Raw genomic sequence first — 22,450 nt, 5'->3', positions numbered from 1 at the left:
GGGGGGGGCGGGGGGCGGGTGGGCCGACTAGCGTCGGAGGGGTCGCGCCCGGCCCTGACCGCGTCGACAGAGAGGCATGCCATGTTCGAAGCCGAGAACCTGCGCGACTGGATCGGCCTGGCCGTCGTCGACCCGAACGGCGACAAGGTCGGCACGCTCGAGAGCGTCTACTTCGACACGTCGACCGACACCCCCGCGTTCGCCACCGTGCAGACCGGGCTGATGGGCAAGAAGCTCGTCTTCGTGCCCCTCCAGGGCGCCGTCGTCGCCCCCAAGCACCTCAAGGTGCAGTTCGACAAGAAGATCGTCAAGGACGCGCCCTCGATCGACACCGACGGCGAGCTCGAGGCGTCGCGCGAACCCGCCGTCTTCGAGCACTACGGCCTCCAGTACGCGCTCGGCTCCACGGGCGAACGCCGCCTCGGCCGCCGCTAGCCCGGCCCACCGGCTCCGGCCGGTCCGACGACGCCCTCCGCCTCCACGGGGAGGGCGTCCGTCGTCCGGTCGGCGCCGGGCGGCGCCCGGTCGCGGGATCAGCCCGTGACGAGCACCCGCATCTCGGCGAGGCCGACGTTGACGGTGCTGGCGCTCACCGACGTCGTGGTGAAGGTGACCGACGACGCGACCCGCGACGGGAAGCTCACCGTCGTCGCGCCTCCTGCGTCGTCGAGAGCGGGCACCGTCACGGTGCTGCCGTCCGAGAACGTCAGGGTGCCGCCGGTGATGCCGTCGCTGAGGTTCGGTCGGTCGTGCAGCACGACCGTGTCCATCGCCTTCGCCGTCGACCAGGTGAGCGTGAGCGCGACGCCGGTGCGACCCCACGGGGCCACCCACTCGTTCGCGGCGTTCCCCGGGTAGCCGTCGGCCACGCCGTCGATCGCCTTCGCGGCCGTCTGGCCGTCGGCCGGATTGTCCCAGCTGGCGGTGGCGACGGCGCCGGCGGTGACGTCCGTCCGGGTCGGCGCGGGCGTCGAGGTCGGCGCGGCCGACGGCGACCGGACGACCAGCTCGGCGAGACCGACGTTGCGCGTCGTGCCGGAGGTCGACGTGACCGTGATCCGCAGCGACGAGGAGGCGCGGGCCGGGAACGTCACCGTGGCGGCGGATCCATCGTCCGGGAGCGCCGGGACGGCCACCGTCGACCCGTCCGAGAACACGAGGGTCGCGCCGGTGACGCGGTCGTCGCCGTTGGGCCGGTCGTGCAGCACCACCTGGTCGATCGTCCGAGCGGTCGGCCAGGCGAGCGACAGCCAGCTCCCCGAGCGGCCGCCGACGGTCGCCCACTCGGCCCGGTGGTCGCCGGGGTAGCCGTCGGCGACCCCGTCGACCGCCTTGGCCGCGGTCTGGCCGTCCGCCGTGTTCTCCGAACTCGCCGTGACGGTCGCGCCGCCCGTGACGTCGAAGGCCGACAGCGGCGCGTGCGGGTCGACGGGCGTCGCCGCGGGGGGCGCGGTCGTGGTGGGGGTGCCGACGGCGTACTGGCGGCTCAGCCAGTCGTACTCGGGCTTGTTCCAGCAGGCGTCCCAGCCCCCGCAGGTCGCGGGGTCGTGCTCGGCGTAGCGGAAGAACGCCTGCGACTTGTCGGTGATCTGCGCCATGGTGAGGTTCGAGGGCCGGTCGCGGATCCCGTACCCCTGGTAGCCCGCGAAGCCGTGCGGGGTGGTGTACCGCTGCTGGGCGGCGTCGACGAGTGCGCCGACCACGTGGTGGTCGGGGTGGTCGCCGTCGTCGATCGCCCCGACGTGGTCGAGCGTGTTGATGTTCGTCGGCTGCACGGCCGCCATCAGGGCGTCGAGGGTCGACGACAGCGACGCCAGCGTGTAGGTCGCCGTGCCGTCCACGGCGGCGAGCGAGTCGATCTCGCCCGTGGAGAGCTCGAGCAGGCTCGTGTCGCCGGTCAGGGGAAACCCCATACCGTCGGTGCCGCCGTCGGGCAGGCGCAGCGAGACGAGCTGCACCCGCGGGTCGGCGTCGAGCCGGGCGACCGCGACGACGTGACCGCCGACCTCGACCGTCGACGTCGTCCAGACGTCGGCCAGGCCGAGGATCCCGGCGTAGGCCGCCCGGGGACCGAGCTCGCGCTCCTGCCAGTAGGCGGCGGGGTGGCCCCCGTCGCCGGCGGTGACGTAGACCGTGGTCACGCAGCGCCCGGCGCGCAGGTCGGCGACCAGCGTCGCGCTCTGGAACAGCACGTCGTCGTCCTGGTGGGCGACGACGTTCAGGGTGGTGCCCGCCGTGCAGCCCGACGGCGTCAGGGAGGACGCGGGCTGGGGCGCGGAATGGGCGGTGTCGGCCGTCGCCGGCCGCGCCGTGGCGACCGACGGGACGAGGGCCACGACGAGCGCGACGGCGGCGAGTGCAGCGGATATCCCTCGCCCGCTGCGGCGACGACGCTCAGCCACGGACGGCGGCGGGGTCGGTGAGACGGTAGAGCGTGGCCGTGGGGCTGGTGTAGACCACCTGCCACCGGACGTCGCCGGCGAAGGCGCGTCCGAGTCGTTCGTAGTCGGCGTAGCTCTGGAACCCGTAGCGCTCGTCGTAGGCGCCGAGCACGTCCGAGACGATCACGTAGTAGTCGGTGGCCTCCCACCCGAGGGCGAACTCGCGGGTGAGCTCGCGCTCGTCGGCCTCGGCGTCGTAGCCGGGCCCGGTGTCGGCGTAGCCGCCGAGCGAGTCGCGCGGCACGTACTGCAGCTCGGAGTACTTCGCCGTGCGGGCGCCCGGCGTCGCGTTGCCGTTGCCCGGGACGAGCAGGGCCGACCCGGCCGGAGCCTCCGTCTCGAAGGCGAGCGTGGCGCGCGTGGTGTCGGCGCTGGCCACGCGGTTCCAGTCGAGGGCGGTGTTCCCGTAGACGTTGACCCCGACGACCACGACGAGCACGGCCGCGACGGCGGTGGTCGTCGCACGGCGGGTGAGGCGCTGCGGCCACGGCAGCATCGCCGCCAGGATGCACAGCCACGGCGCCGCGAACAGGGTGACGCGGAAGATCCCCTCGGCGCCGTAGTTCGTCGCCACGATGAGGCTCACCGGGCTGGCGGCCGCCAGGACGAGGGCCCACTGCTGCCGCCCCTTGCGGTGCACGAGGAACGCCGCGAGGGCGGCGACGCCGACGAGGACCAGCACGGCCGCGGGCAGACCGAACGCGAGCGTGTTGACGAGCGGTTTCGCCAGGGTCGCCCCGTCGTGCACCGGCGGGGCCGCGTTGTCGAGGACGTTGCCGGCCGCGGCGGGCGTGATGAACGTCCCGAGCACGGACCGGTTCGCGGCCGCCCAGAGGAGGGCCGGCCCCACGACGAGCACCGGGGTCCACCACGGGCGCACGAGGCGGAAGACCACGAAGACGCCGAGGGCGGCCGTGGTCAGGTACGGCGAGATCTGGTGCGTGATGGCGAGGGTGCAGCCGAGGGCGAGGATCGCGCCGAGGCGCCACCAGCCGACGACTCCGGAGGCGCGGGGCCTGGCCGAGTGGGCCGGGTCGCCGTCCGCGATCAGCTCGCCCGGAGCCGCCGCCCGACTCGTCGCCGCGAACGACGTCGGGCCCGACGGGCGTCCGGCGCCGAGCGCCAGCGCCAGGATGCAGAGGGCGAGCACGATGCCGAGCGACTGCGGCGAGAAGTAGATGGTGTTGAGGGTCAGCGTGAGGGCGAAGAGCGAGCCGGCGAACCATGCGCGCCCGTCGTGCGCGAGGAATCTCCGGGCGAGGACGGTCGCCGCGATCGCGATCATCGGCGTGATCATGACCGGCCACCAGGTGGCGATCACCATGACGTCGCGGATTCCGGCGACGTCGGCGACCCACGCGACGCCCGAGAACAGGCCCGCCCACGACTGGAAGATGTCCTGCCCGAGCGTGACTCCCCCGTTGACGCGGATCGAGTCGATGATCCCGACGTGGCGTGCGGCGCTGACCATGGTGGGGGTGCCGTAGACGATCGCCTGCGACAGCACGACGACCCCGCTCAGCACCGTCAGCGGCAGCGCGGGGCTGCGGTGGGTCGCCAGGGCGAACGCGGCCGCCGCGACGAGCAGGGCCATGCCGACGAACCAGCCGGGTCCCTCCAGCGAGACGAGCCCCCCGGGCGTGGGGTCGCTGCGGACGAGCAGCGACGACGCGATCACGAGCACCAGCCCGACGGCCGTGGCGATCGGCACCCAGGGCCGGCGGCGCAGGGCGACGAGCCGCGCCTCCTCGGCGTCCGGGTCGGCGGATCCCTCGACCTGATCGACCGTGGCCGACGACCGCGCCGCCGCATCGAGGCGGGCCGCGCGGTCGAGACCGAGGGTCATGGCCTCCCGCACCGTGGCGGTCGTCAGCAGCACGATCGTCACCATGGTGACGGTGGTCATCAGCTCGGCGGGCTGCCAGACGTGCGTCCGCGACATCGCCGAGCCGATCAGCACGGTCGAGGCGAGACTCGTGACGACGGCCACCAGGGTGAAGCGGGAGGCGCGCATCGGTGCGGCCAGCAGGGTCGGCGCGATGCCCAGCTCGAGGAGCAGGAAGACGGGCACGGCCGCTTCGCGCAGGATCGAGGCCTGGGTGGCGAAGCCCAGGCCGATCACGAGGAGTGTCAGCCAGACGAGGCCGGCGGCCGCGAGGCGCCACGCGGGCGACATCACGGTGTAGGCGTCGCGCGTCGGCACGAGGGTGGGTTCGCTGCGGCTCACGAGGTCGGGGATCGCGCTGTCGGGGCGCGCGCTCGTCAGGGCAGAGTCAGCTCGGGTCACGAGTGATCTCCAGGGGTAGCCGCCGGCCTGGACGGGCGGCGCGCTCGACCGACAGGGGGGTGTCGGACCCTGGGTGGGGGTCCGCCCGTCGGCGGGGTGTCAGAGCGCCGAGTTCGGGTCGGCGTGGTTCGGGTGTCCGCCGCACCCTCGGGATGCGAGCACGGCAGGTCATCACAGGGTAACCTGCCCACCCCTCCCGGCGATACGGCGGGGAGACCCTCGATGCGGGTGAAGATCGGGGTGTCCCCGCCCCGCACGACGGGTGCCCCTCGATCGGGGGTCGTCGCCCGTGGCCCGGAGCCCCCTTGACCGGACACGGTTCGCGAGCGATGATCGTTCGATCGTCGAGAAGCGACGGGTGCCACCCGACCCCCGAGCCGCGACGACTCCGCACCCGAAGGATCCGACGCCGTGCCGTTCCACGAGAGGTCTCCCGCGCGCTCTCGTCGACGGCGATCGAGAGTCGTCGCGGTCGCCGGCGCCGTGATGGCGGTCGCCGTCGTGGGCGTCCCGATGGTGGTCCTCGGCGAGGACTCCGACGCGATCACCCCCTGGAGCACCGTGACGGCCACCCCCGACGACGCCGCGGCCGACCCGTCGACCGACGACGCGAGCGGCTCGTCCGCCGACGACGCGGTCGACGGCACGGCGACGGCCACCCCCTCGATCACCGAGGCCACCGGCGACTCCCGCACGCCGACCGCCGCCGACGCCGCGTCGCCGAGCGGCGAGGCGGCCCCGCGGGGCGACCTCCCGGGCTGGTCCCAGATCTTCGTCGACGACTTCGACGAGTCCGTCGAGCAGGGCGGGTTCCCCGGCCCGTACTCCGACTCGTGGCTGGCCTACGACGGCTTCACCGACACGGCCGACGTCGGCACGTACCGGGCGAGCGCCGTCTCGGCCGCCGACGGGGTCCTGTCGCTCGGCGTCTCGACTCACGGCGACGAGGTCACCTCGTCGGCCGTGGTGCCGCTGGTCGACGGGCTCTGGGGCGGGCAGACCTACGGCCGGTACAGCGTCCGGCTCCGGGCCGACCCGGTGCCGGGCTACTCGGCCGCGTTCCTGCTGTGGAGCGACGACAACGACTGGAACGACGGCGAGGTGGACTTCCCCGAGGGGCACCTCGACAAGAACGTGCGGGCCTACAACCACACTCCGGGGAACCCGTCCGAGAACTCGTTCGCGCGACGCACCGCCGTGCCGTTCACGGACTGGCACACCTACACGATCGACTGGACCCCCGACGAGATCGCGTTCTCGATCGACGGGGTCACGATCGGCACGACCAGCCACGACATCCCCACCGCCAAGCTGCACTGGGTGATGCAGATCGAGACGACGAAGACCACGCCGCCCGACGGCGCCGAGGGCGCCGTGCAGGTCGACTGGGCGACGATCTACCGCTACGAGGGCTGACCGGCGCGGCGACCGCCCTGCCCGGCCCGGGCCCCCTGCGGGCGGCGGCCTGCGCGGCTGCGGCTGCGGCGGCGGCGGTGGGCGAGCAGCACGGCCTCGAGGGCGTCGACGTGCTCGTCGTACGGGAACCGCTGCTCGACCGAGCGGCGGCAGCGCTCGCCGAGCCCGGGGTCGTCCGTGCGCCAGTCGAGCACGGAGCCGATGCGCTCGGCGAGCTCCCCGGCGTGGCCGGGCCGCACGAGCAGCCGTGCGAATTCGCCGGAGAGCACCTCGGGCACACCCCCGACGGCCGTTCCGACGACCGGGCGGGCGGTGGACATGCCCTCGATCAGCACCCGCCCGAAGGCCTCCGGCAGCTGCGACGCCATGACCACCAGATCGGCCGCGTGCAGCAGCGGCACGACGTCGCGACGCGCGTCGAGGAGCCGGTGGCTCCCCTCGGGCAGCGTCGCCAGGGCCGCGGCGACCTCCGGGTCGACGGGGGTCGGTCCGGCCAGCACGAGGACGCCCCGCTCGGGCGGCAGCGCCAGCGAGCGCCACGCCTCGATCAGCGTCACCACGCCCTTCTCGGCCGAGAGGCGACCGTAGCTGAGCACCACGCGGGCGCCGGGGGCGATGCCGAGCCCGAGATCGCGACGGGCCCGCTCCAGCTCCGCCGCGCCTCCTGCCGGGTACTCGTCGAAGGGCACGGCGTTGTGCACCACGGTGATCCGGTCGGCGTCGACGCCCGCCTCGACCCAGAGGGCCTTCATGTACTCCGAGACCGCGACGAAGTGCGCGACGCCGGTCATCACGAGGCGCGTGCGCTCGTAGTTGGGGGCGTGGTGCAGGTGGCAGACCACGGGGATGCCGGCCCACCGCGAGGCGAGCTGGGCCCAGACGATCTGCTCGGGCCGGTTGAGCCACAGCACGTCGGCCCGGAGGCGCCGCGACCGGACGAGCGACGGCACGAACCGGCGCAGGTCGGTCACCGCGCGCCCGGTGCTGAAGTCGAACGGGTACGGGCCGTGCAGGTCGACGCCGAGCCGCTCGTACTCGTCCCGGTGGACGCCGTCGTCGTGGAACAGCACCTCGACCCGATGCCCCCGGGCCACGAGGCTCCGGGTGTCCTGCAGCATGCAGAGCTCGATGCCGCCGACCGGACGCAGACGCTCGGCCGTCGTCAGCACCGTGAGGGCCGGCGCGCGCACGCGGCCCGGACGCGACGGGACCGACGGTCGCCGAGGAGGCGCGGTCATCGTCCCCTCGCCGCCCCCGCACCGCTCGTCGCGCGGGCGTCCATCCGCCTCGCGAGGCGCCGGCTCCGCAGGTAGGCGAGCGGCCCCTTCGGGTAGTCGCGCAGCTCGTTGAGCACGAGCGACCGCGGGTACTCGTCCTCGAGACCGGCGGGACGCGTCTCGGCGGCGTCCGCCGCGCCTCCTCCGATCCGGGAGAGACTCTGGGCGGCCATCGCCTGGACGGCCAGCGGCAGCTGCCAGGCGAGCCCCGCCAGATGGCGTCGATCGCCGAGCACGAGCGAGGTCAGCATCGCCGTGAACCCCAGGCCGTTGCCCCGCAGCTGGTGCAGGAGCTCATCGGTGCCCCGGCGGTGCCGGTGGTGCACGACCGCGGCCGGCTCGTAGCCGATGCGGCCCCCGGTCCACAGGACGCCGATCAGTGCGGCGAGGTCCTCGCCGCCGCGCGCGGGCGTGCCCGTGCCGAGGGCCAGGTCGAACCCGCCGATCCGTTCGAGGGCCGTCCTGCGGAAGGACATGTTGGCGCCGGCGCCGTAGGCGCCCACCCCGTAGACGGCGAACCGCTTGACCGCGCGTCCGGCGTCGGAGACCGTGATGCGGGCACCGCGCACGAGACGCGGGGCTCGACGCTCGGGCTCGAGCACGAGCGGACGCCAGGTGCGCTCGCCGCTGAACCCGCCGTAGTAGCGCTCGAACCAGATCTGCGCGGCCGTGTCGAGCTCGGCGGGGAGGATGAGACCGGTGACGGCGTCGAGCGTCGGATCGTCGACGTACCGCTGGGCGAGCTCGCGCAGCCAGTCGGGCTCGACCCGGACGTCGTCGTCGGTGAAGACGATCACCTCGCCGCGGGCGGCGGCGACGCCGGCGTTGCGGCCGGCCGAGATGCCCTTGCGGGGCTCGTGGATGGCCCGCACCCGGTCGCGCCCGGCGACGAGGCCCGGCAGGACGTCGTCGGCGGGGACGACCGGACGGTTGTCGACGATCAGGAACTCGACGTCGGGGTAGTCGATCGCGGCGAAGCCGTCGAGCATCAGCTCGAGGTCCTCGCGTCGCCCGACGATCGTCGAGACGACCACCGTGACCGGGGGCAGCGCGTCGTCGGGCAGTCGCGCCGGTCGCGCGGACTCCTCCCGGGCGGCGTCCTCGCGGAGGTCGGTGAGTGGCGTGAGAGCGGCCCGCGTGCCGTCCGCCTCGGCGGAGAGATGCACGTCGGCGACGCCCACCGGGCGACCGTGCCAGGTGCCGATGACCATGGCCGAGTCGTACTGCGCGTCGGCGACGAGGTCGGGCAGGGGCTCGGCGAGGTCGACGACGACGACGCGACGGGGGGCCGGTTCCGCGACCGGGGTTCGGCGGCGGGTCATGGGGTCTCCTGATCGTGGGTCGGTCGCGAGGGGGTGGCGGGATGGAGGGGGACGTCGGGTTCCGCGTCGACGACCGCGGGTGGGCGCCGGGCGGCCGCGAGGCGGCGGAAGAACCACGGCAGGCAGGCGAGCGCGACGACGACGCGGCCGATGTTCCACTCGAGGGTCTGGGGCAGGGCCGTCGTCGCGCCCGCGAACACGACGCTCGCCAGCACCGTCCAGAGCAGCACGGCCGACGAGCCGCGCCACGGCACGCGCTTGGGCAGGGCCACGAGCTGGAGGGCCGAGAGCACCGAGTAGGCGATGACGGTCGCCACGGCGGCGCCGAGGATCCCGAGCCACGGCACGAAGACGAGGTTGAGCCCGACGTTGACGATCGCGGCGATGCCGGTGATCACGCCGAGGGTCTTCGCCCGGCGCTCGATCGTGAGCAGGCGGCCGCTCGCCCCTCCGGCGGTGGCCGGATAGGCGGTGAGGGCCACGACGTAGACGACGATCGTGAGGCTGACCGGGTCGAAGCTGGCCGGCACGAGGATCGGCATCGCCAGCGGCGAGACCAGCGTCAGCGCGATGATGATCGGGTTGAGCAGCCGGTAGATCTCGTCGCGCGCCTGCATGGCCAGCGCGAACCGGGCCGCCTCGTCGCGCATCTTCGCGAAGTGCGGCGCCCAGGCGTTGTTGGTGAACGACAGCAGCAGGATCACCGACGAGCCGACGACGTACGCCACCTGGTACTGCCCGACGGCGTCCGGGCCCATCAGGCGCTGCAGCACGATCCGGTCGCCGGCGTTCAGCACGAAGTAGGCGAGGCTCGCGAGGGCGAGGGGCACGCCGAACGACAGGGCCCGCTTGGTGACGGCCCCGTTGACCAGCCCCGAGATCAGCGGCCTCGTGAACACGAGCCCGATGAGCATCGCGAGGGTCTGGCTGATGACGCTGCCCCAGGCGTAGGTCAGGGCGCCCCCGCCGAGCGTGAGCAGCAGGGTGAGCCCGATCGCCTGGCCGCCGACGGCCGACACGATGCTCGTCGTCGCGAAGGCCCGGAACCGGTCCTCGGCGAGCAGCAGGGCGAGCATCACCTGCACCGCCGCCGAGGGCGCGGCCCAGAGCATGACGACCAGCACGAGGTCGTGCTCGCTGCCGAACCCGAGCGGCTCGGCCCAGAGCGGCACGGTCAGCAGGGCCGCCCCGGTTGCGACGAACGACACGACCAGCCCGACGGTCACCAGTCCGCGCGCGTTCCGCGCCTTGCCGTCCTCGGCGTGCTGCAGCACGAGCGCCTGGTCGAGGCCGAGCAGCGCCAGCACGGCCAGCACCTGGTACACGGCCTGGGCCGACGAGAAGGCGCCGAACTCGGTGACGCCGAGCAGGTGCGCGAGCACGGGCGACACGACCGTGCCGACGACGAGCTGCAGCGACCAGATGACGACGTAGAGCAGGCCGCGGCCGAACAGCCGGGACTGGTCGGGAGCCGCCTCGGTGCTCGACCCGCTCGTCGCGGAATCACCCGCGCCGTCCCCGCCGGAGGTCGAGGCGACCGCGCCCCGGGCCTCGGCCCGCGCCTCCTCGGCCTTCGCCTCGGCCTCGGGCTGCGGCAGGTGCACCGACGCGCCGAGCGTCTGGGGTGCGAGCGCGGGCATCGCGAACGCACCCGTCGCCTCGGGGTTCCACGCCAGGTCGGCGTCGGACGTGACGAGCAGGGGCCGATCCGGCCGGGCGGGGTCGTCGTCGGTCCACGGCTCGGCGGCGTGGCGGGGCGACGAGGTGCGCTGGTCGGGCGCGCGGGCGTCGTCGTCGGGTCTCTCGGGCGGGGCTGGCCGCATGGCGTGATGTCCTGTCAGGTTCGGGTCCTGGACGCGGGCAGCCGGACGCGTCGGGGATCGCGTCGGCCGCGTCGACCGGTCCGAGGGGTAAGCGAGCCGAGTCGAGCGTCGGAGTCCGAAGCTATCTCATGGCCGTTCGACGGACAACGCCGCGTTCGGGGTTCATGGGATCCTCCCGTCCCGGGTGAGCGGACGCTCACCCGGCGGGTGATCCCGGCCTCAGCGGATCGTGGTGACGACGTCGACCAGGCTCGGCCGGGCCGGCGCCGAGCCGAAGCCGAACCGGACCGGCGGGCTCAGCGGGGCGAGCCGTCCGAGGTCGCGCCCGCCGTCGGACGCCTCGATCGCGACCACGTCGCGCACCAGGGTCACGCCGTAGTACTCGCGTCTGCCGCCGCCCGCCGACCCCGCCGTCCGGGCGCCGGGCACGAGCACGCGCGCGATCGGGTCGATGATCCGGAGCCACGCGGGCGCCGTCGCGACGCGGGCGGGCACGACGCGCAGGAGCATCCCGAGCGGCGAGATGCGGCCGACGACGAGCCGGACCGACAGATCCCCCGCGCGCACCGCGAGGCCGCCGTCGACGCGCCTCGTCTCGACGTCGACCACGCGCACCTCGTCGAACGAGTAGGTCGCCGACACGTAGTCCGCGACCTCCGCCGAGGGGGCCAGCAGGAGGCGGTGGCCGGCGGGGTCCTCGACCATCACGTCGGTGAAGCGCCCCAGGGGCGACCGCTGCCACATGCCGACGACGATGCGCGTGCCCGACGCGGTGCCGACTCCGGCGATGCGTCCCTCGAAACGGTCGGACGGTGCTCGGCGGCTCATGGGCCCGACCGTACGCCGCGCCCCTGCGGACGCCCCCGGCTCCCGCACCCCGGCGGAGACGGCGACGGCGACGGCGACGACCCGGCCTAGTAGCCGGCGTCGACGTCGACCACGCCGACGGGCTCGCCGCCGGACGCGAGCGCCTCGATGTTCGCTCGCACGCGCTCCTGGAACAGCGGCTCGGTCATGTCGTTCGTGTTCGCCTGGTGCGGCGTGAGGAGGGCGCGCGGCTCACTCCACAGCGGGTGGCCGTCGGGCAGCGGCTCGGGGTCGACGACGTCGAGCCCCGCCGCGCCGATCGAGCCGTCGGCGAGCGCGGCGACGAGCGCGTCGGTGTCGACCAGCGGACCGCGGGCGATGTTGACCAGCACCGCGGTCTCCTTCATGGCCGCCAGCTGGTCGGCGCCGATCAGGCTCGTCGTGCCCTCGGTCAGGGCGGCCGCGATCACGACGACGTCGGCGTCCGGCAGCACCTCGTCGAGCCGGTCGGTCGTGACCGTGCGGGCGGCCCCCTCGACCTCGCGCGCGGTGCGCACGACCATCGTCACCTCGGCGTCGAACGGCTGCAGCAGTCGCAGCAGCTCGGTGCCGATGCCGCCCGCTCCCACGATCAGCACGCGGGAGCCGTTCAGCGTGATCCCGCGCTGACGCTCCTCCCACGAGAAGGCGCGGGCCCGGATCTGCAGCGACCGGAGCGTCGCCAGCGTGAGGGCCAGCGCGTGCTCGGCCACCGGTGCGCTGTAGGCGCCCTTGGCGCTGGTGAAGACGAGGCCGTCGCGACGGGTCGCGCGCATGGTCTCGACGTAGGCGTCGACGCCGGCGCTCGGCAGCTGCACGACGGCGACCGCCGGGTGCTCGTCGATCGCCCGGCGCAGCTCGTCCTGGTCGACCCGGCCGCCGACGACGATCATCCGGGTCTCGTCGCCGAGCTCGACCTCGCGGGCGCCGGTCTCGTCGAGCGCGCGCCGCGCCGGGGCGACGCCCCATCCGGCGGCACCTCCCCCGCCGGATCCGTCGTCGGCGGGGGTGACGGGCAGGATGCTCACGGCGAGGTCGGTCATCGATCCACCCTAACCACGGCCCCGCGGGCCGGGACCGGTGACGCGGGAGGCGCGGGTCGTCCTGCTCGGCCGACCCGCGCCTCCTCGGCTCGCCATGGTCAGTCCGTGCTCAGCCAGACCGTCGTCTCGCCCGGCAGCACGGGGGCTCCCGACGCGTCGGACTCGAGCGGACCGCTCGCGAGCAGCACGTCGCCGGCCGGCAGAGCGACGGGCGCGGTGCCGAAGTTCGTCACCACGTGCCAGCCGTCGTGGCGGGCGAAGTGCACGACGTCGGCCGACTCGGAGTCGGTCCAGGCGAGCTCCTCGCCCCGCTGCAGACGGTGCCGGAGCGACAGGGCCTCGCGGTAGAGGGTGAGGGTCGAGGCCGGGTCGCCGTCCTCGACCGAGACGGCGGAGTCGGCGAACCAGGCGGGCTGGGGCAGATGCGCGACGTGCTCGCCGAAGCCGAAGGCCGGCGACGAGGTGTCCCACGGGATGGGCACCCGGCAGCCGTCGCGGCCCTTGCGGGCGTGCTCGGTGCGGATCCAGACCGGGTCCTGCAGCTGGTCGGCGGGGATGTCGGCGACCTCGAAGAGACCGAGCTCCTCACCCTGGTAGACGTAGGCCGACCCGGGCAGCGCGAGCATGAACAGCGAGGCGGCACGGGCGCGGCGCAGGCCCGTGGCCTCGTCGAGGGCGGGCTCGGTGCCGCCGGAGAGGAGGAACGCGTCGCCGTCCGTCGTGGCCGGCAGACCATAGCGCGTCGGGTGGCGCACCACGTCGTGGTTCGACAGCACCCAGGTGCTCGACGCGCCGCTCTGCGCGGCGAGCTCGAGGTTCGACTCGACGATCGTGCGGAAGGCCGGCCCGTCGAACTCGGCCCGGGTCAGCTCGAAGTTGAAGGCCTGCCCGAGCTCGGTCGGCCGCGCGTAGAGCGAGACCCGCTCGCGGGCGACCCAGGCCTCGGCGACCGCCGTGCGGGGCGGGTCGTACTCGTCGAAGACCCGGCGCCAGCCCTCGAAGATGGTGTGCACCTCGTCGCGGTCGTAGAGCGGGTCGCTGCCGTCGATCGGCAGACCGAACTCGCGCGGGTTGGCGTCGCGCAGCGGCTCCGCGAGGTCCTTCGCCAGGCCGTGGGCGACGTCGACGCGGAACCCGTCGACCCCGCGGTCCGACCAGAACCGCAGGGTGGTGTGGAAGTCCTCGCGGACCTCGGGGTGGCTCCAGTCGAGGTCGGGCTGCTCGGGGGCGAACAGGTGCAGGTACCACTGCTCGGGCGTGCCGTCGGGCCGGGTCAGGCGGGTCCAGGCGCTGCCGCCGAAGTTCGACTCCCAGGTCGACGGGGGCACGTCGCCGTCGTCGCCGAGGCCGTCGCGGAAGATGTAGCGCGACCGGGCGGGACTGCCGGGCTCGGCGGCGAGCGCCTCCTGGAACCAGACGTGCTGGTCGGAGGTGTGGTTCGGCACGATGTCGACGATGATCTTGAGCCCCGCCCCGTGCGCCGCCGCGACGAGCGCGTCGAAGTCGGCCAGGGTGCCGAGCTTCGGGTCGACGTCGCGGTAGTCGGCGACGTCGTAGCCGCCGTCGGCGAGCTCGGACGGGTAGAACGGGCTCAGCCAGATCGCGTCGACCCCGAGCGCCGACAGGTACGGCACCCGGGACGTCACCCCGGCGATGTCGCCCAGGCCGTCGCCGTCGATGTCGGCGAAGCTGCGCGGATAGACCTGGTAGACGGCGGCCTGACGCCACCAGTCCCGGTCGCTCGTGCCGGCCGGGTCGGCGGCGGGGGTGGTCGAGGTGGCGGTGGTGTCCGTCATGCGGTGCGGTTCTCCTTCGAATGGCGCGGCGGATGAGGCGCCGTCGAGCGCCCCTCCCCTGCCATCATGGGCACTTCGCGACACCCCGGTCGCGACACGCCGTCGGAACGGGGTTCTCGGGGCTGTCAGCACCCTCATCCGTCGGGTTCGGTCCGCGCACGAGGTCGGGTCCGGCACGCGGCGGCCCGCGGCGGCACACGGCGGCACGCGGCGGCCCGGCTCCGCGACGATCAGCCGAGGAGGCGCGGCTCACCGACCGCAGGCGAGGCCACCGGGCGGATGGCCAGCTCGTCCAGGTGCGGCACGGCCCGCCCGACGTTGCGCTCGGCGAGCTCCAGGGTGCGCTGGACGACGGACACGGGAGCGTCGGCGACCTCGACGACCGCTGCTCCCTGCAGCCGGTGGCCCACCCAGCGGAGCTGGAGGCGCGGCACGGCCAGGACCCCCGGCGTCTCGTCGAGCGCCTGCCGGGCCCGATCGGCGAGCCCGGGGTCGATGCCGTCCATCAGGCGCCGTCCGATGCTGCGGACGGTGCCCCAGAGCAGGACGACGATCGCCGCGGAGATGACGATCCCCACGATCGGGTCGGCCAGCGGGAACCCCAGCAGGGCCCCGACGGCGCCGAGCACGACCGCGAGCGAGGTGAATCCGTCGAGCCGAGCGTGGACGCCGTCGGCCACGAGCGCGGCCGAGCCGATCCGTCGACCGACCCGGATGCGGTAGACGGCGACGATCTCGTTGCCCACGAAGCCGATCAGGCCGGCCAGGGCGACCAGCCAGAGGTTGTCGAGGACCTGCGGCCGGAGCAGCCGGCCGACGGACTCCCACGCCGCGACGACCGCCGACAGCGCGACGACCAGGACGATGACGAGCCCGGCCAAGTCCTCGGCACGCCCGAAGCCGTAGGTGTAGCGACGCGTGGCGACGCGTCGGCCGAGGACGAACGCGATCCACAGCGGCACCGCCGTCAGCGCGTCGGCGAAGTTGTGCACGGTGTCCGCCAGCAGGGCCACCGAGCCGCTCGCGAGGAACACCGCGAACTGCAGGATCGTCGTCCCGAGCAGGATCAGCAGGCTGATCCTCAACGCTCGGACCCCCTGCACGCTCGACTCGAGGGCGTCGTCGATCGAGTCGGCCGCGTCGTGCGTGTGCGGAACGAGGAGGCCGTGGAGGAACCCCTTCAGCCCGCCGGGGTGCGTGTGAACGTGGTCGTGGTGGTCGTGCGCGTGCTCCTCGGGGTCCGAGTGCCCACCGGCCCCGCCCGGTCGCCGCCGGCCGCTCACACCCCACCCCGCCCGTCGACCGTGTCGCCGGGGTCGACCGCGTGGTGGTGCCGCGGCGACCCGCCGAGGCTGTGCTCCGCCTGGAAGATCGCGGCGCTGACGAGCTGACTGGCGTGCTCGTCGGCGAGCCGGTAGAACACGCGGGTGCCGTCCTGACGGGTCGAGACGATGCGCGCGAGGCGGAGCTTGGCGAGGTGCTGCGAGACCGAGGCCGGGGTCTTGTCGAGGATGTCCGCCAGGTGGTTCACCGACAGCTCGTCGTCGCGCAGAGCGAGGATGATCCGCACCCGGGTCGCGTCGGCGAGCATGCCGAAGATCTCGACGGCGAGCTCGACGTACTGGCTGTCCGGGTATCGCCCGCACACCTGCTTATCTGCATCCATACGCAGATTCTTACACGATGGACGTCAGGAGGCCACCGAGGAGGCGCGGGTCGAGCCCCACAGGTCCCTCGCCCGACCGCGGAGGAGCCCCTACGACGCCGCGATCCCGCGGACGCCGACCGACCCGCGAGCGGGGTCCGCCCTGCTGACCTCGGCCCACACGGCGTCGAGGGAGACGCCCACGACGTCGGCGATCGCCGCCACCGTCGAGAACGCGGGGGTCGCGATGCGCCCGGTCTCGATCTTGCGGAGCGTCTCGGGCGAGACCCCGGCGGCCAGAGCCGTGTCGAGCATCGGGCGGTCGCCGCGCGCTCGCCGCAGCAGCGCGCCGAGTCGGCGGCCGCGCTCGACCTCGGCGGGGGTGAGCGGCAGTCGGACCATGCGCCGATCGTAGCGCCCCCGAGACCCTCAGCGGTATAGTTATCGCCGTGATCGAGATCCTGACCCCCGCCGAACTGGTCCGTGCCCGCAAGACCGGCGCTCTGGTCGCCGACATCCTGCAGAGCCTCAGAGGTCGAGCCCGCGTCGGCACGAACCTGCTCGAGCTCGACCGGTGGGCGCGCGAGATGATCCTCGATGCCGGCGCCGTCTCCTGCTACGTCGACTACGCGCCGTCGTTCGGCCGCGGGCCGTTCGGCCATTACATCTGCACGGCCGTCAACGACGCCGTCCTGCACGGCCTCCCCCACGACCACGCCCTGGCCGAGGGCGATCTGCTGACGCTCGACCTCGCGGTCGTGCTCGACGGCGTGGCGGCGGACTCGGCGATCAGCTTCGTGGTCGGCGAGACCGCGCCGCCCGAGAGCCTCGCCATGATCGAGACGACCGAGCGAGCTCTCGCCGCCGGCATCGCGGCCGCCGGCCCCGGCGCGCGCATCGGCGATCTGTCGTCGGCGATCGGCACGGTGCTGTCCGAGGCCGGGTACCCGATCAACGTCGAGTTCGGCGGGCACGGCATCGGCTCGACCATGCACCAGGACCCGCACATCTCGAACACCGGCCGCGCGGGCCGCGGCTACAAGCTCCGCCCGGGGCTGCTGCTCGCACTGGAGCCGTGGATCATGGCCGACACGGCCGAGCTGGTCACCGACCCCGACGGCTGGACGCTCCGCAGCGTGACGGGCTGCCGCACCGCCCACAGCGAGCACACGATCGCGATCACCGAGACCGGCGCGGAGATCATGACGCTGCCGACGGACTCGGCGCGCTGACCTCTCCTGCGACGACCCGCCGAGCTCGACGGGTCAGCCGCCCTCGAGCCGGCGGGCGACGATCGCGGCGTGCGGACGATGCCCGACACCGGTGCGCCTGCGGGTCTCGACGATCTCGAATCCGGCGACCCGCGCCTCCTCGGCCATGCGGTCGATCGGCCAGCGGTGGGCGCGCGTGACGGCGTGGTCGAACGGCTCGACCATCGGCCCGTCGAAGAACCCGAGCAGCAGTCCGCCGCCGGGTCGCAGCACGCGGGCGAACTCGGCCAGCGGCCGCTGGATCGCGTCCGGCTCGTGGTGGATGAGCGAATACCAGGCGAGCACGCCGCCGACCGAGGCCGGCGCCGCCTCGAGGGCGTCGAGGTCGCCGACCTCGAACCGGACGCCCGGGTAGGAGGCGCGGGCCAGGTCGACGAATCCGCTCACCTGGTCGACGCCCCGGCAGGCGAGGCCGCGCGTGGTCAGGTGATGCGTCCAGTGACCCGGCCCGCAGCCCGCGTCGACGATCTCGCCGTCGAGCCCGTCGGCCCAGTCGTCGACCAGCTGCCGGTCGGAGGGGTGCACGGCGGCCATCGACCCGAGATGCTCTCCGTACTCGACGGCGCGTGCCGCGTACGCGTCCCGCACCTCGCTCGTCATGGGTCCGAGCATAGGAGGGGGCGCCGGCAGAGGAGCTAGGGACCGCTCGCCGGTTCCTCGTCGGCCGCGACGTTCTTCTCGACGGCGAACTGCGTCCGGTGCAGCTCCTCGTACCGCCCGCCCAGGGCCAGCAGCTCCTCGTGCGTTCCGCGCTCCGAGATCGAGCCGTCCTCGACCACGAGGATCAGGTCCGCGCTGCGGATGGTGGAGAGGCGGTGCGCGATCACCATCGCCGTCCGTCCCTCCAGCGCCTCGCTGAGCGCCGCCTGCACGGCGGCCTCGGACGTCGAGTCCAGCGCCGCCGTCGCCTCGTCGAGGATGACGACGCGCGGCTGGGCGAGCAGGAGCCGCGCGATGGTCATCCGTTGGCGCTCACCCCCGGACAGCCGGTAACCGCGCTCTCCCACCATGGTGTCCAGCTGGTCCGGCAGGGACCGGATGAGCGGCTCGAGCCGCGCACGGCGGACGGCGTCCCACACCTCGTCCTCGGACGCCTCCGGCCTCGCCAGCCGCAGGTTGCTGAGGATGGTCTCGTGGAACAGGTGGCCGTCCTGCGTCACCATGCCGAGGGTGTGCCGCATGGAGGCGAAGGTCACGTCGCGCACGTCGGCGCCCGCGAGGCGCACGGCACCGCCGTCGACGTCGTACAGGCGCGAGAGCAGCTGCGCGATCGTGGACTTGCCGGCACCGGACGTGCCGACCAGGGCGACGGTCTGCCCCGGCTCGATCCTGAAGGACACGCCGTGCAGCACCTCCTCGCCGCCGCGGGTGTCCAGGGTGGAGACCTCCTCGAGGGAGGCGAGGGACACCTTGTCGGCGGACGGGTAGGCGAAGCGGACGTCGTCGAACTCGACGCTCACCGGCCCCTCGGGGACGGAGGCGGCGTCGGGCTTCTCGCGGATGAGCGGCTCGAGGTCCAGCACCTCGAAGACGCGCTCGAAGCTGACCACCGCGCTCATGATCTCCACCCGCGCGTTCGCGAGACCGGTCAACGGGACGTAGAGGCGGGTGAGGAGGAGCGCCAGGGTGACGACGTCCCCGGTGTCGAGCCTGCCTCCGAGCGCGAGGGCGCCGCCGAGACCGTACACGAGCGCGAGGGCGAGGGCGGAGACGAGCGTCAGCGCGGTGACGAAGACGAACTGCAGCAGCGCGGTCCGGACGCCGATGTCGCGGACACGGGCGGCGCGCACGCGGAACTCGTCCGACTCCTCGTCGGGGCGGCCGAACAGCTTGACGAGGGTCGCGCCGGGCGCGGAGAAGCGCTCGGTCATCTGCGTGCTCATCGCGGAGTTGTGGTCGGCGGCCTCCCGGCGCAGCGCAGCGAGACGGCTGCCCATGCGCCGCGCGGGCACCAGGAAGATCGGCAGCATGACGACGGCGAGGACCGTCACGAGCCAGGACGTGCTGAGCATGACGATCAGGGTGAGGACCAGGGCCACGACGTTGGTGACGACGCCCGACAGGGTGCCGCTGAAGGCCTGCTGGGCCCCGATCACGTCGTTGTTGAGACGGCTGACGAGGGCGCCCGTCCGGGTGCGGGTGAAGAACGCGATCGGCATCTTCTGCACGTGGTCGAAGACGGCGGTGCGGAGATCGAGGATCACGCCCTCGCCGATCCGTGCCGAGTACCAGCGCGTCACGAGCGACACCCCGGCGTCGGCCACGGCCACGACGGCGATGAGGACGGCGAGCCGGACGATCGTGGCCTCGTCGCCCCGGGCGACGATGACGTCGACCACCCGACCGGCGAGCACCGGCGTCGCGACGGCCAGGAACGCTCCCCCGACGGAGAGGGCGATGAAGATCAGCAGCTTGGACCGATAGGGCACCGCGAAGGTCAGGATCCGCCTCACGGACTCGCGGGAGAAGCCGTGCTCGCCGTCTCTGGCGCTGGAGATCTTGTACAGCGAGCTCCAGGCCGCGCCTTCCATGCTCATCGTGCTTCCTTCCGTCTGCGCCCGGCCCAATCTAGACGGCGGGACGAGCGGCCGGACCGGGGACGTTGATCATCGGCGGTGGTCCGTGTAGGGTCTCGACCACTGAGGTAAAAGGCGTCGCGGTCCGCGGCGCACCCGCACGCGGCATCGAACGAGTCGCCACTTCTTCCCTCGAAGGAGTGCGCCATCGTGTCCCCCAGCCCCTCTCTCTCCGCCGGTCGCCTGTCGGCCGGTGACGCGCCTCCTCGGCTGTCCGACGCGTGGGTCGCCCTCGCCGGACTGTCGGCGGTGTTCCTGTTCGAGATGCTCGACGGCTCGGTGCTGAACGTCGCGCTGCCGACGATCGGCCGTGACCTGGGCTCGTCGACGACCGGCCTGCAGTGGGTGTCGGGGGCCTACTCGGTCGCCTTCGGCGGCCTCATGCTGCTCTTCGGCGCCGTCGCCGACCGCATCGGCCGCCGCCGGGTCATGCTGGTCGGGCTCGTGCTGCTCGCGGCGGCGGGTCTCGCCACCGCCGCGGTCACGACGACCGAGCAGCTCATCGCCGTCCGGGTGCTGATGGGCGTCGCCGCGGCGATGACAACGCCCGGGTCGATGGCGCTGGCGTTCCGACTGTTCGACGACGAGGGGCTCCGCGTGAGAGCGCTCACCGTCATCTCGACCGCCGGGCTCGTCGGGCTCGCCGTCGGGCCGACGGTCGGCGGATTCGTGCTCGCCGTCGCACCGTGGCAGGTGCTGCTGCTGGCCGACGTGCCGATCGCGCTGCTCGCCCTGGTCGGCATCCGGCTCGGCGTCGCCCGCGACGAGCCCGCGGACCTCCGGCGCGACCCGGTCGACGTGGTCGGGGGCCTGCTCGGCACCGCGGCCGTGGCCGGGGCGCTCGTGATCCCGACCGTCCTCGTGGGGGCCCACCGCGCCTCCGCGTGGGGGTGGCTCGGCGTCGTGATCGTCGTCGCCTGCGGGGTCGGGTTCGTGGTGCGGCAGCGCACGGCGGCGCACCCGCTCATCGACCTGCCCCTGCTCGCCCGGCCGCTCGTGTCGAGCGGACTCCTGGTCAAGGCGGCCTCGGGCCTCGCCGTCGCCGGCCTGTCGTACCTCGTGACGCTGCAACTGCAGTTCGCCTGGGGCTGGCCGCCGGTGCTGGCCGCCGTGGGGACGCTGCCGCAGGTCGTCGTGCTGCTCGCCGGGGGCCGACTCGTGGGACCGTTCGTGCAGCGCGTCGGCCTCGGCCGGGCCGCCTGGATCAGCGCCGCCGCGGTCGTCGCGGGCCTCGCCGTGTTCGGCGCCCTCGGCCGTCACGGATACGCGTGGGTGCTCGTCGCGCTCGTGCTCGTCGCCGCCGGGATGCGCGTGGTCGGCGTGGTCGCCGGCACCTCGGTGCTGACGGGACTGCCCGCGGACCGCACCTCCGTCGGCGCCGCGCTCGTCGACACGGCGAGCGAGCTCGCCGGCGCCGTGGCGGTGGTCGCGGCCGGGACCGTCGTGGCCGCGTCGGTCACGGGCGGCATCACCACGGCGACCTGGACGGCGCCCCGCCTCGCGGCGTTCCAGGACGCCCTCGGCGGCTCCGGGCTCGGGCTCGCCGCCGTCGCCGCCGTGCTCGTCGTGGCCGGCATCGTCCGCGGCCGGAGCTCGCCGCCCGCGACGCCCCCGAGCGACCCCACCACCGTGGCCACCCCGACCATCGCCCTCACCGCCCTCACCGCCCTCGCCGAGGAGACCTCCCATGCCTGACGCCACGCCCATCCCCCGCCCGCCGTTCGACCCCGAGCTCGCGCCCTTCCTCGAGGCCATGGACGCCCGCGGCCGGTTCCGCCTCACGGCCGAGATGCTGCCGCGCATGCGTCAGCTGGACATGACGGAGGCGCAGCTCGACGAGGGACTGCGCGCCCGCGGCCTCGAGAGGCGCAGCATCACCGTGCCCGGGCACCTCGGCGACCCGATCGCCCTAGCCGTCGTCCAGCGCATCGGCCGCATGGGGTCGGCTGCCTGCGCCTACGCGATCCACGGCGGCGGCATGATGTTCGGCCATCACCTCGGCAACCTCGACTCCTACGACGAGTGGCTGCTCGTGCACGACGTCGTCCTCGTCAGCCCCGACTACCGTCTCGCCCCCGAGCACCCCGACCCGTACCCCGTCGAGGACTGCTACGCGGGTCTCGTCTGGACCGCGGAGCACGCCGCCGAGCTGGGCATCGACCCCGGGCGCGTCGTCGTCGTGGGCCAGAGCGCCGGTGCGGGCCTCGCGGCCGGGACCGCGCTCCTCGCCCGCGACCGGCAGGGCCCGGCCGTGATCGGGCAGGTGCTCGTGAGCCCCATGCTCGACGATCGCGACGCGACCCTCTCCGCGCGGCAGTTCGACGGCGTCGGCGTCGCCGACCGGGAGATGACCGGCTTCGGCTGGGACGCCTACCTCGGCGATCGGCGCGGCGGTGACGACGTCTCCATCTACGCCGCACCGGGCCGCGCGACCGACCTGGCCGGCCTGCCGCCCGCCTACGTCGACTGCGGCAGCGCCGAGGTGTTCCGCGACGAGACCGTCGCCTACGCCGGCGCGCTCTGGGCCGCCGGAGTCCAGGCGGAGCTGCACGTGTGGCCGGGGGCGTTCCATGGCTCGACGAGCATGCTGCCGGAGGCGACGCTGTCGCGCAGGGCGGTCGCCGCCCTGCGCGACTGGACCAGGCGCCTCCTCGAGCCGACGCCCTGACGGCTCGGCCCCCGGCGGGCGCCTGACGACGGCCGGCTT

18 protein-coding genes are annotated in these 22,450 nt (G+C 73.8%); 5 read left to right on the top strand and 13 right to left on the bottom strand.

Features of this window, described 5'->3' with window-relative positions:
• Positions 1–81 precede the first annotated feature (81 nt).
• A complete protein-coding gene (locus FFA01_RS11580) occupies positions 82–435 on the top strand; it encodes a PRC-barrel domain-containing protein (RefSeq protein WP_146856269.1) in 354 nt (117 codons plus the stop codon).
• A 98-nt stretch (positions 436–533) separates the two neighbouring features.
• Here FFA01_RS11580 and FFA01_RS11575 read toward each other — a convergent pair whose 3' ends face one another.
• Both FFA01_RS11575 and FFA01_RS11570 read right to left on the bottom strand, forming a co-directional pair.
• Positions 534–2,402: a DUF7402 domain-containing protein gene (locus FFA01_RS11575; RefSeq protein WP_146856267.1), complete on the bottom strand. Its 1,869-nt coding sequence runs from the start codon at positions 2,400–2,402 to the stop codon at positions 534–536.
• A complete protein-coding gene (locus FFA01_RS11570; RefSeq protein ID WP_146856265.1) occupies positions 2,395–4,728 on the bottom strand; it encodes a hypothetical protein in 2,334 nt (777 codons plus the stop codon). Before FFA01_RS11570 ends, FFA01_RS11575 begins: the two co-directional genes overlap by 8 nt.
• 411 nt (positions 4,729–5,139) lie before the next feature.
• On the opposite strand from FFA01_RS11570, the gene FFA01_RS11565 reads away from it, so the two are divergent.
• Positions 5,140–6,144 carry a glycoside hydrolase family 16 protein gene (locus FFA01_RS11565; protein ID WP_146856263.1) on the top strand — a complete coding sequence of 335 codons (1,005 nt, stop codon included), beginning with the start codon at positions 5,140–5,142 and terminating at the stop codon, positions 6,142–6,144.
• Here FFA01_RS11565 and FFA01_RS11560 read toward each other — a convergent pair.
• From FFA01_RS11560 to FFA01_RS11520, 9 genes are all read right to left on the bottom strand, one after another.
• Entirely contained in the window at positions 6,132–7,334 is a 1,203-nt protein-coding gene (locus FFA01_RS11560) for a glycosyltransferase family 4 protein (RefSeq protein ID WP_167627355.1), read from the bottom strand. The two genes, FFA01_RS11565 and FFA01_RS11560, sit on opposite strands and share 13 nt — an antisense overlap.
• A 44-nt stretch (positions 7,335–7,378) precedes the next feature.
• Positions 7,379–8,743: a glycosyltransferase gene (locus FFA01_RS11555; protein WP_146856259.1), complete on the bottom strand. Its 1,365-nt coding sequence runs from the start codon at positions 8,741–8,743 to the stop codon at positions 7,379–7,381.
• Positions 8,740–10,566 (bottom strand): lipopolysaccharide biosynthesis protein, encoded by a 1,827-nt coding sequence (locus FFA01_RS11550; RefSeq protein WP_146856257.1) that lies wholly within the window; start codon positions 10,564–10,566, stop codon positions 8,740–8,742. Before FFA01_RS11550 ends, FFA01_RS11555 begins: the two co-directional genes overlap by 4 nt.
• A gap of 219 nt (positions 10,567–10,785) precedes the next feature.
• Positions 10,786–11,394: a hypothetical protein gene (locus FFA01_RS11545; protein WP_146856255.1), complete on the bottom strand. Its 609-nt coding sequence runs from the start codon at positions 11,392–11,394 to the stop codon at positions 10,786–10,788.
• A gap of 86 nt (positions 11,395–11,480) precedes the next feature.
• Complete coding sequence (locus FFA01_RS11540) at positions 11,481–12,455, bottom strand: D-isomer specific 2-hydroxyacid dehydrogenase family protein (protein WP_146856253.1); 975 nt, start codon at positions 12,453–12,455, stop codon at positions 11,481–11,483.
• A 98-nt stretch (positions 12,456–12,553) separates the two neighbouring features.
• Positions 12,554–14,251 (bottom strand): glycoside hydrolase family 13 protein, encoded by a 1,698-nt coding sequence (locus FFA01_RS11535; protein WP_146856251.1) that lies wholly within the window; start codon positions 14,249–14,251, stop codon positions 12,554–12,556.
• Between the two features lie 230 nt (positions 14,252–14,481).
• On the bottom strand, positions 14,482–15,534 hold the full coding sequence (locus FFA01_RS11530; RefSeq protein ID WP_146856249.1) for a cation diffusion facilitator family transporter: 1,053 nt from the start codon (positions 15,532–15,534) through the stop codon (positions 14,482–14,484).
• Complete coding sequence (locus FFA01_RS11525) at positions 15,531–15,917, bottom strand: ArsR/SmtB family transcription factor (RefSeq protein ID WP_146856247.1); 387 nt, start codon at positions 15,915–15,917, stop codon at positions 15,531–15,533. The genes FFA01_RS11530 and FFA01_RS11525 overlap by 4 nt, the downstream gene beginning before the upstream one ends.
• A gap of 90 nt (positions 15,918–16,007) precedes the next feature.
• Positions 16,008–16,298, bottom strand: a complete 291-nt coding sequence (locus FFA01_RS11520; RefSeq protein WP_146856245.1) for a helix-turn-helix transcriptional regulator — start codon at positions 16,296–16,298, stop codon at positions 16,008–16,010.
• Between the two features lie 47 nt (positions 16,299–16,345).
• Between FFA01_RS11520 and map the strand changes: the two genes are divergently transcribed.
• Positions 16,346–17,128 carry a type I methionyl aminopeptidase gene (gene map, locus FFA01_RS11515; protein ID WP_146856243.1) on the top strand — a complete coding sequence of 261 codons (783 nt, stop codon included), beginning with the start codon at positions 16,346–16,348 and terminating at the stop codon, positions 17,126–17,128.
• Positions 17,129–17,161: 33 nt separating this feature from the next.
• Here the strand turns inward: map and FFA01_RS11510 are convergent, their stop codons facing one another.
• Both FFA01_RS11510 and FFA01_RS11505 read right to left on the bottom strand, forming a co-directional pair.
• A complete protein-coding gene (locus tag FFA01_RS11510) occupies positions 17,162–17,767 on the bottom strand; it encodes a class I SAM-dependent methyltransferase (protein WP_146856241.1) in 606 nt (201 codons plus the stop codon).
• 35 nt (positions 17,768–17,802) lie between these two features.
• Positions 17,803–19,704, bottom strand: coding sequence for an ABC transporter ATP-binding protein (locus tag FFA01_RS11505; protein WP_146856239.1), 1,902 nt, complete (start codon positions 19,702–19,704; stop codon positions 17,803–17,805).
• A gap of 189 nt (positions 19,705–19,893) precedes the next feature.
• Between FFA01_RS11505 and FFA01_RS11500 the strand changes: the two genes are divergently transcribed.
• Entirely contained in the window at positions 19,894–21,438 is a 1,545-nt protein-coding gene (locus FFA01_RS11500; protein WP_280178076.1) for an MFS transporter, read from the top strand.
• Positions 21,431–22,411: an alpha/beta hydrolase gene (locus tag FFA01_RS11495; protein ID WP_146856237.1), complete on the top strand. Its 981-nt coding sequence runs from the start codon at positions 21,431–21,433 to the stop codon at positions 22,409–22,411. The genes FFA01_RS11500 and FFA01_RS11495 overlap by 8 nt, the downstream gene beginning before the upstream one ends.
• Positions 22,412–22,450 lie beyond the last annotated feature (39 nt).

The sequence above is a fragment of the Frigoribacterium faeni genome (genome assembly GCF_007988805.1).
Taxonomy (GTDB): Bacteria; Actinomycetota; Actinomycetes; order Actinomycetales; family Microbacteriaceae; genus Frigoribacterium; species Frigoribacterium faeni.
The sequence above is the reverse complement of the archived record's forward strand: the minus strand, read 5'-3'. Positions and strand labels throughout refer to the sequence as shown.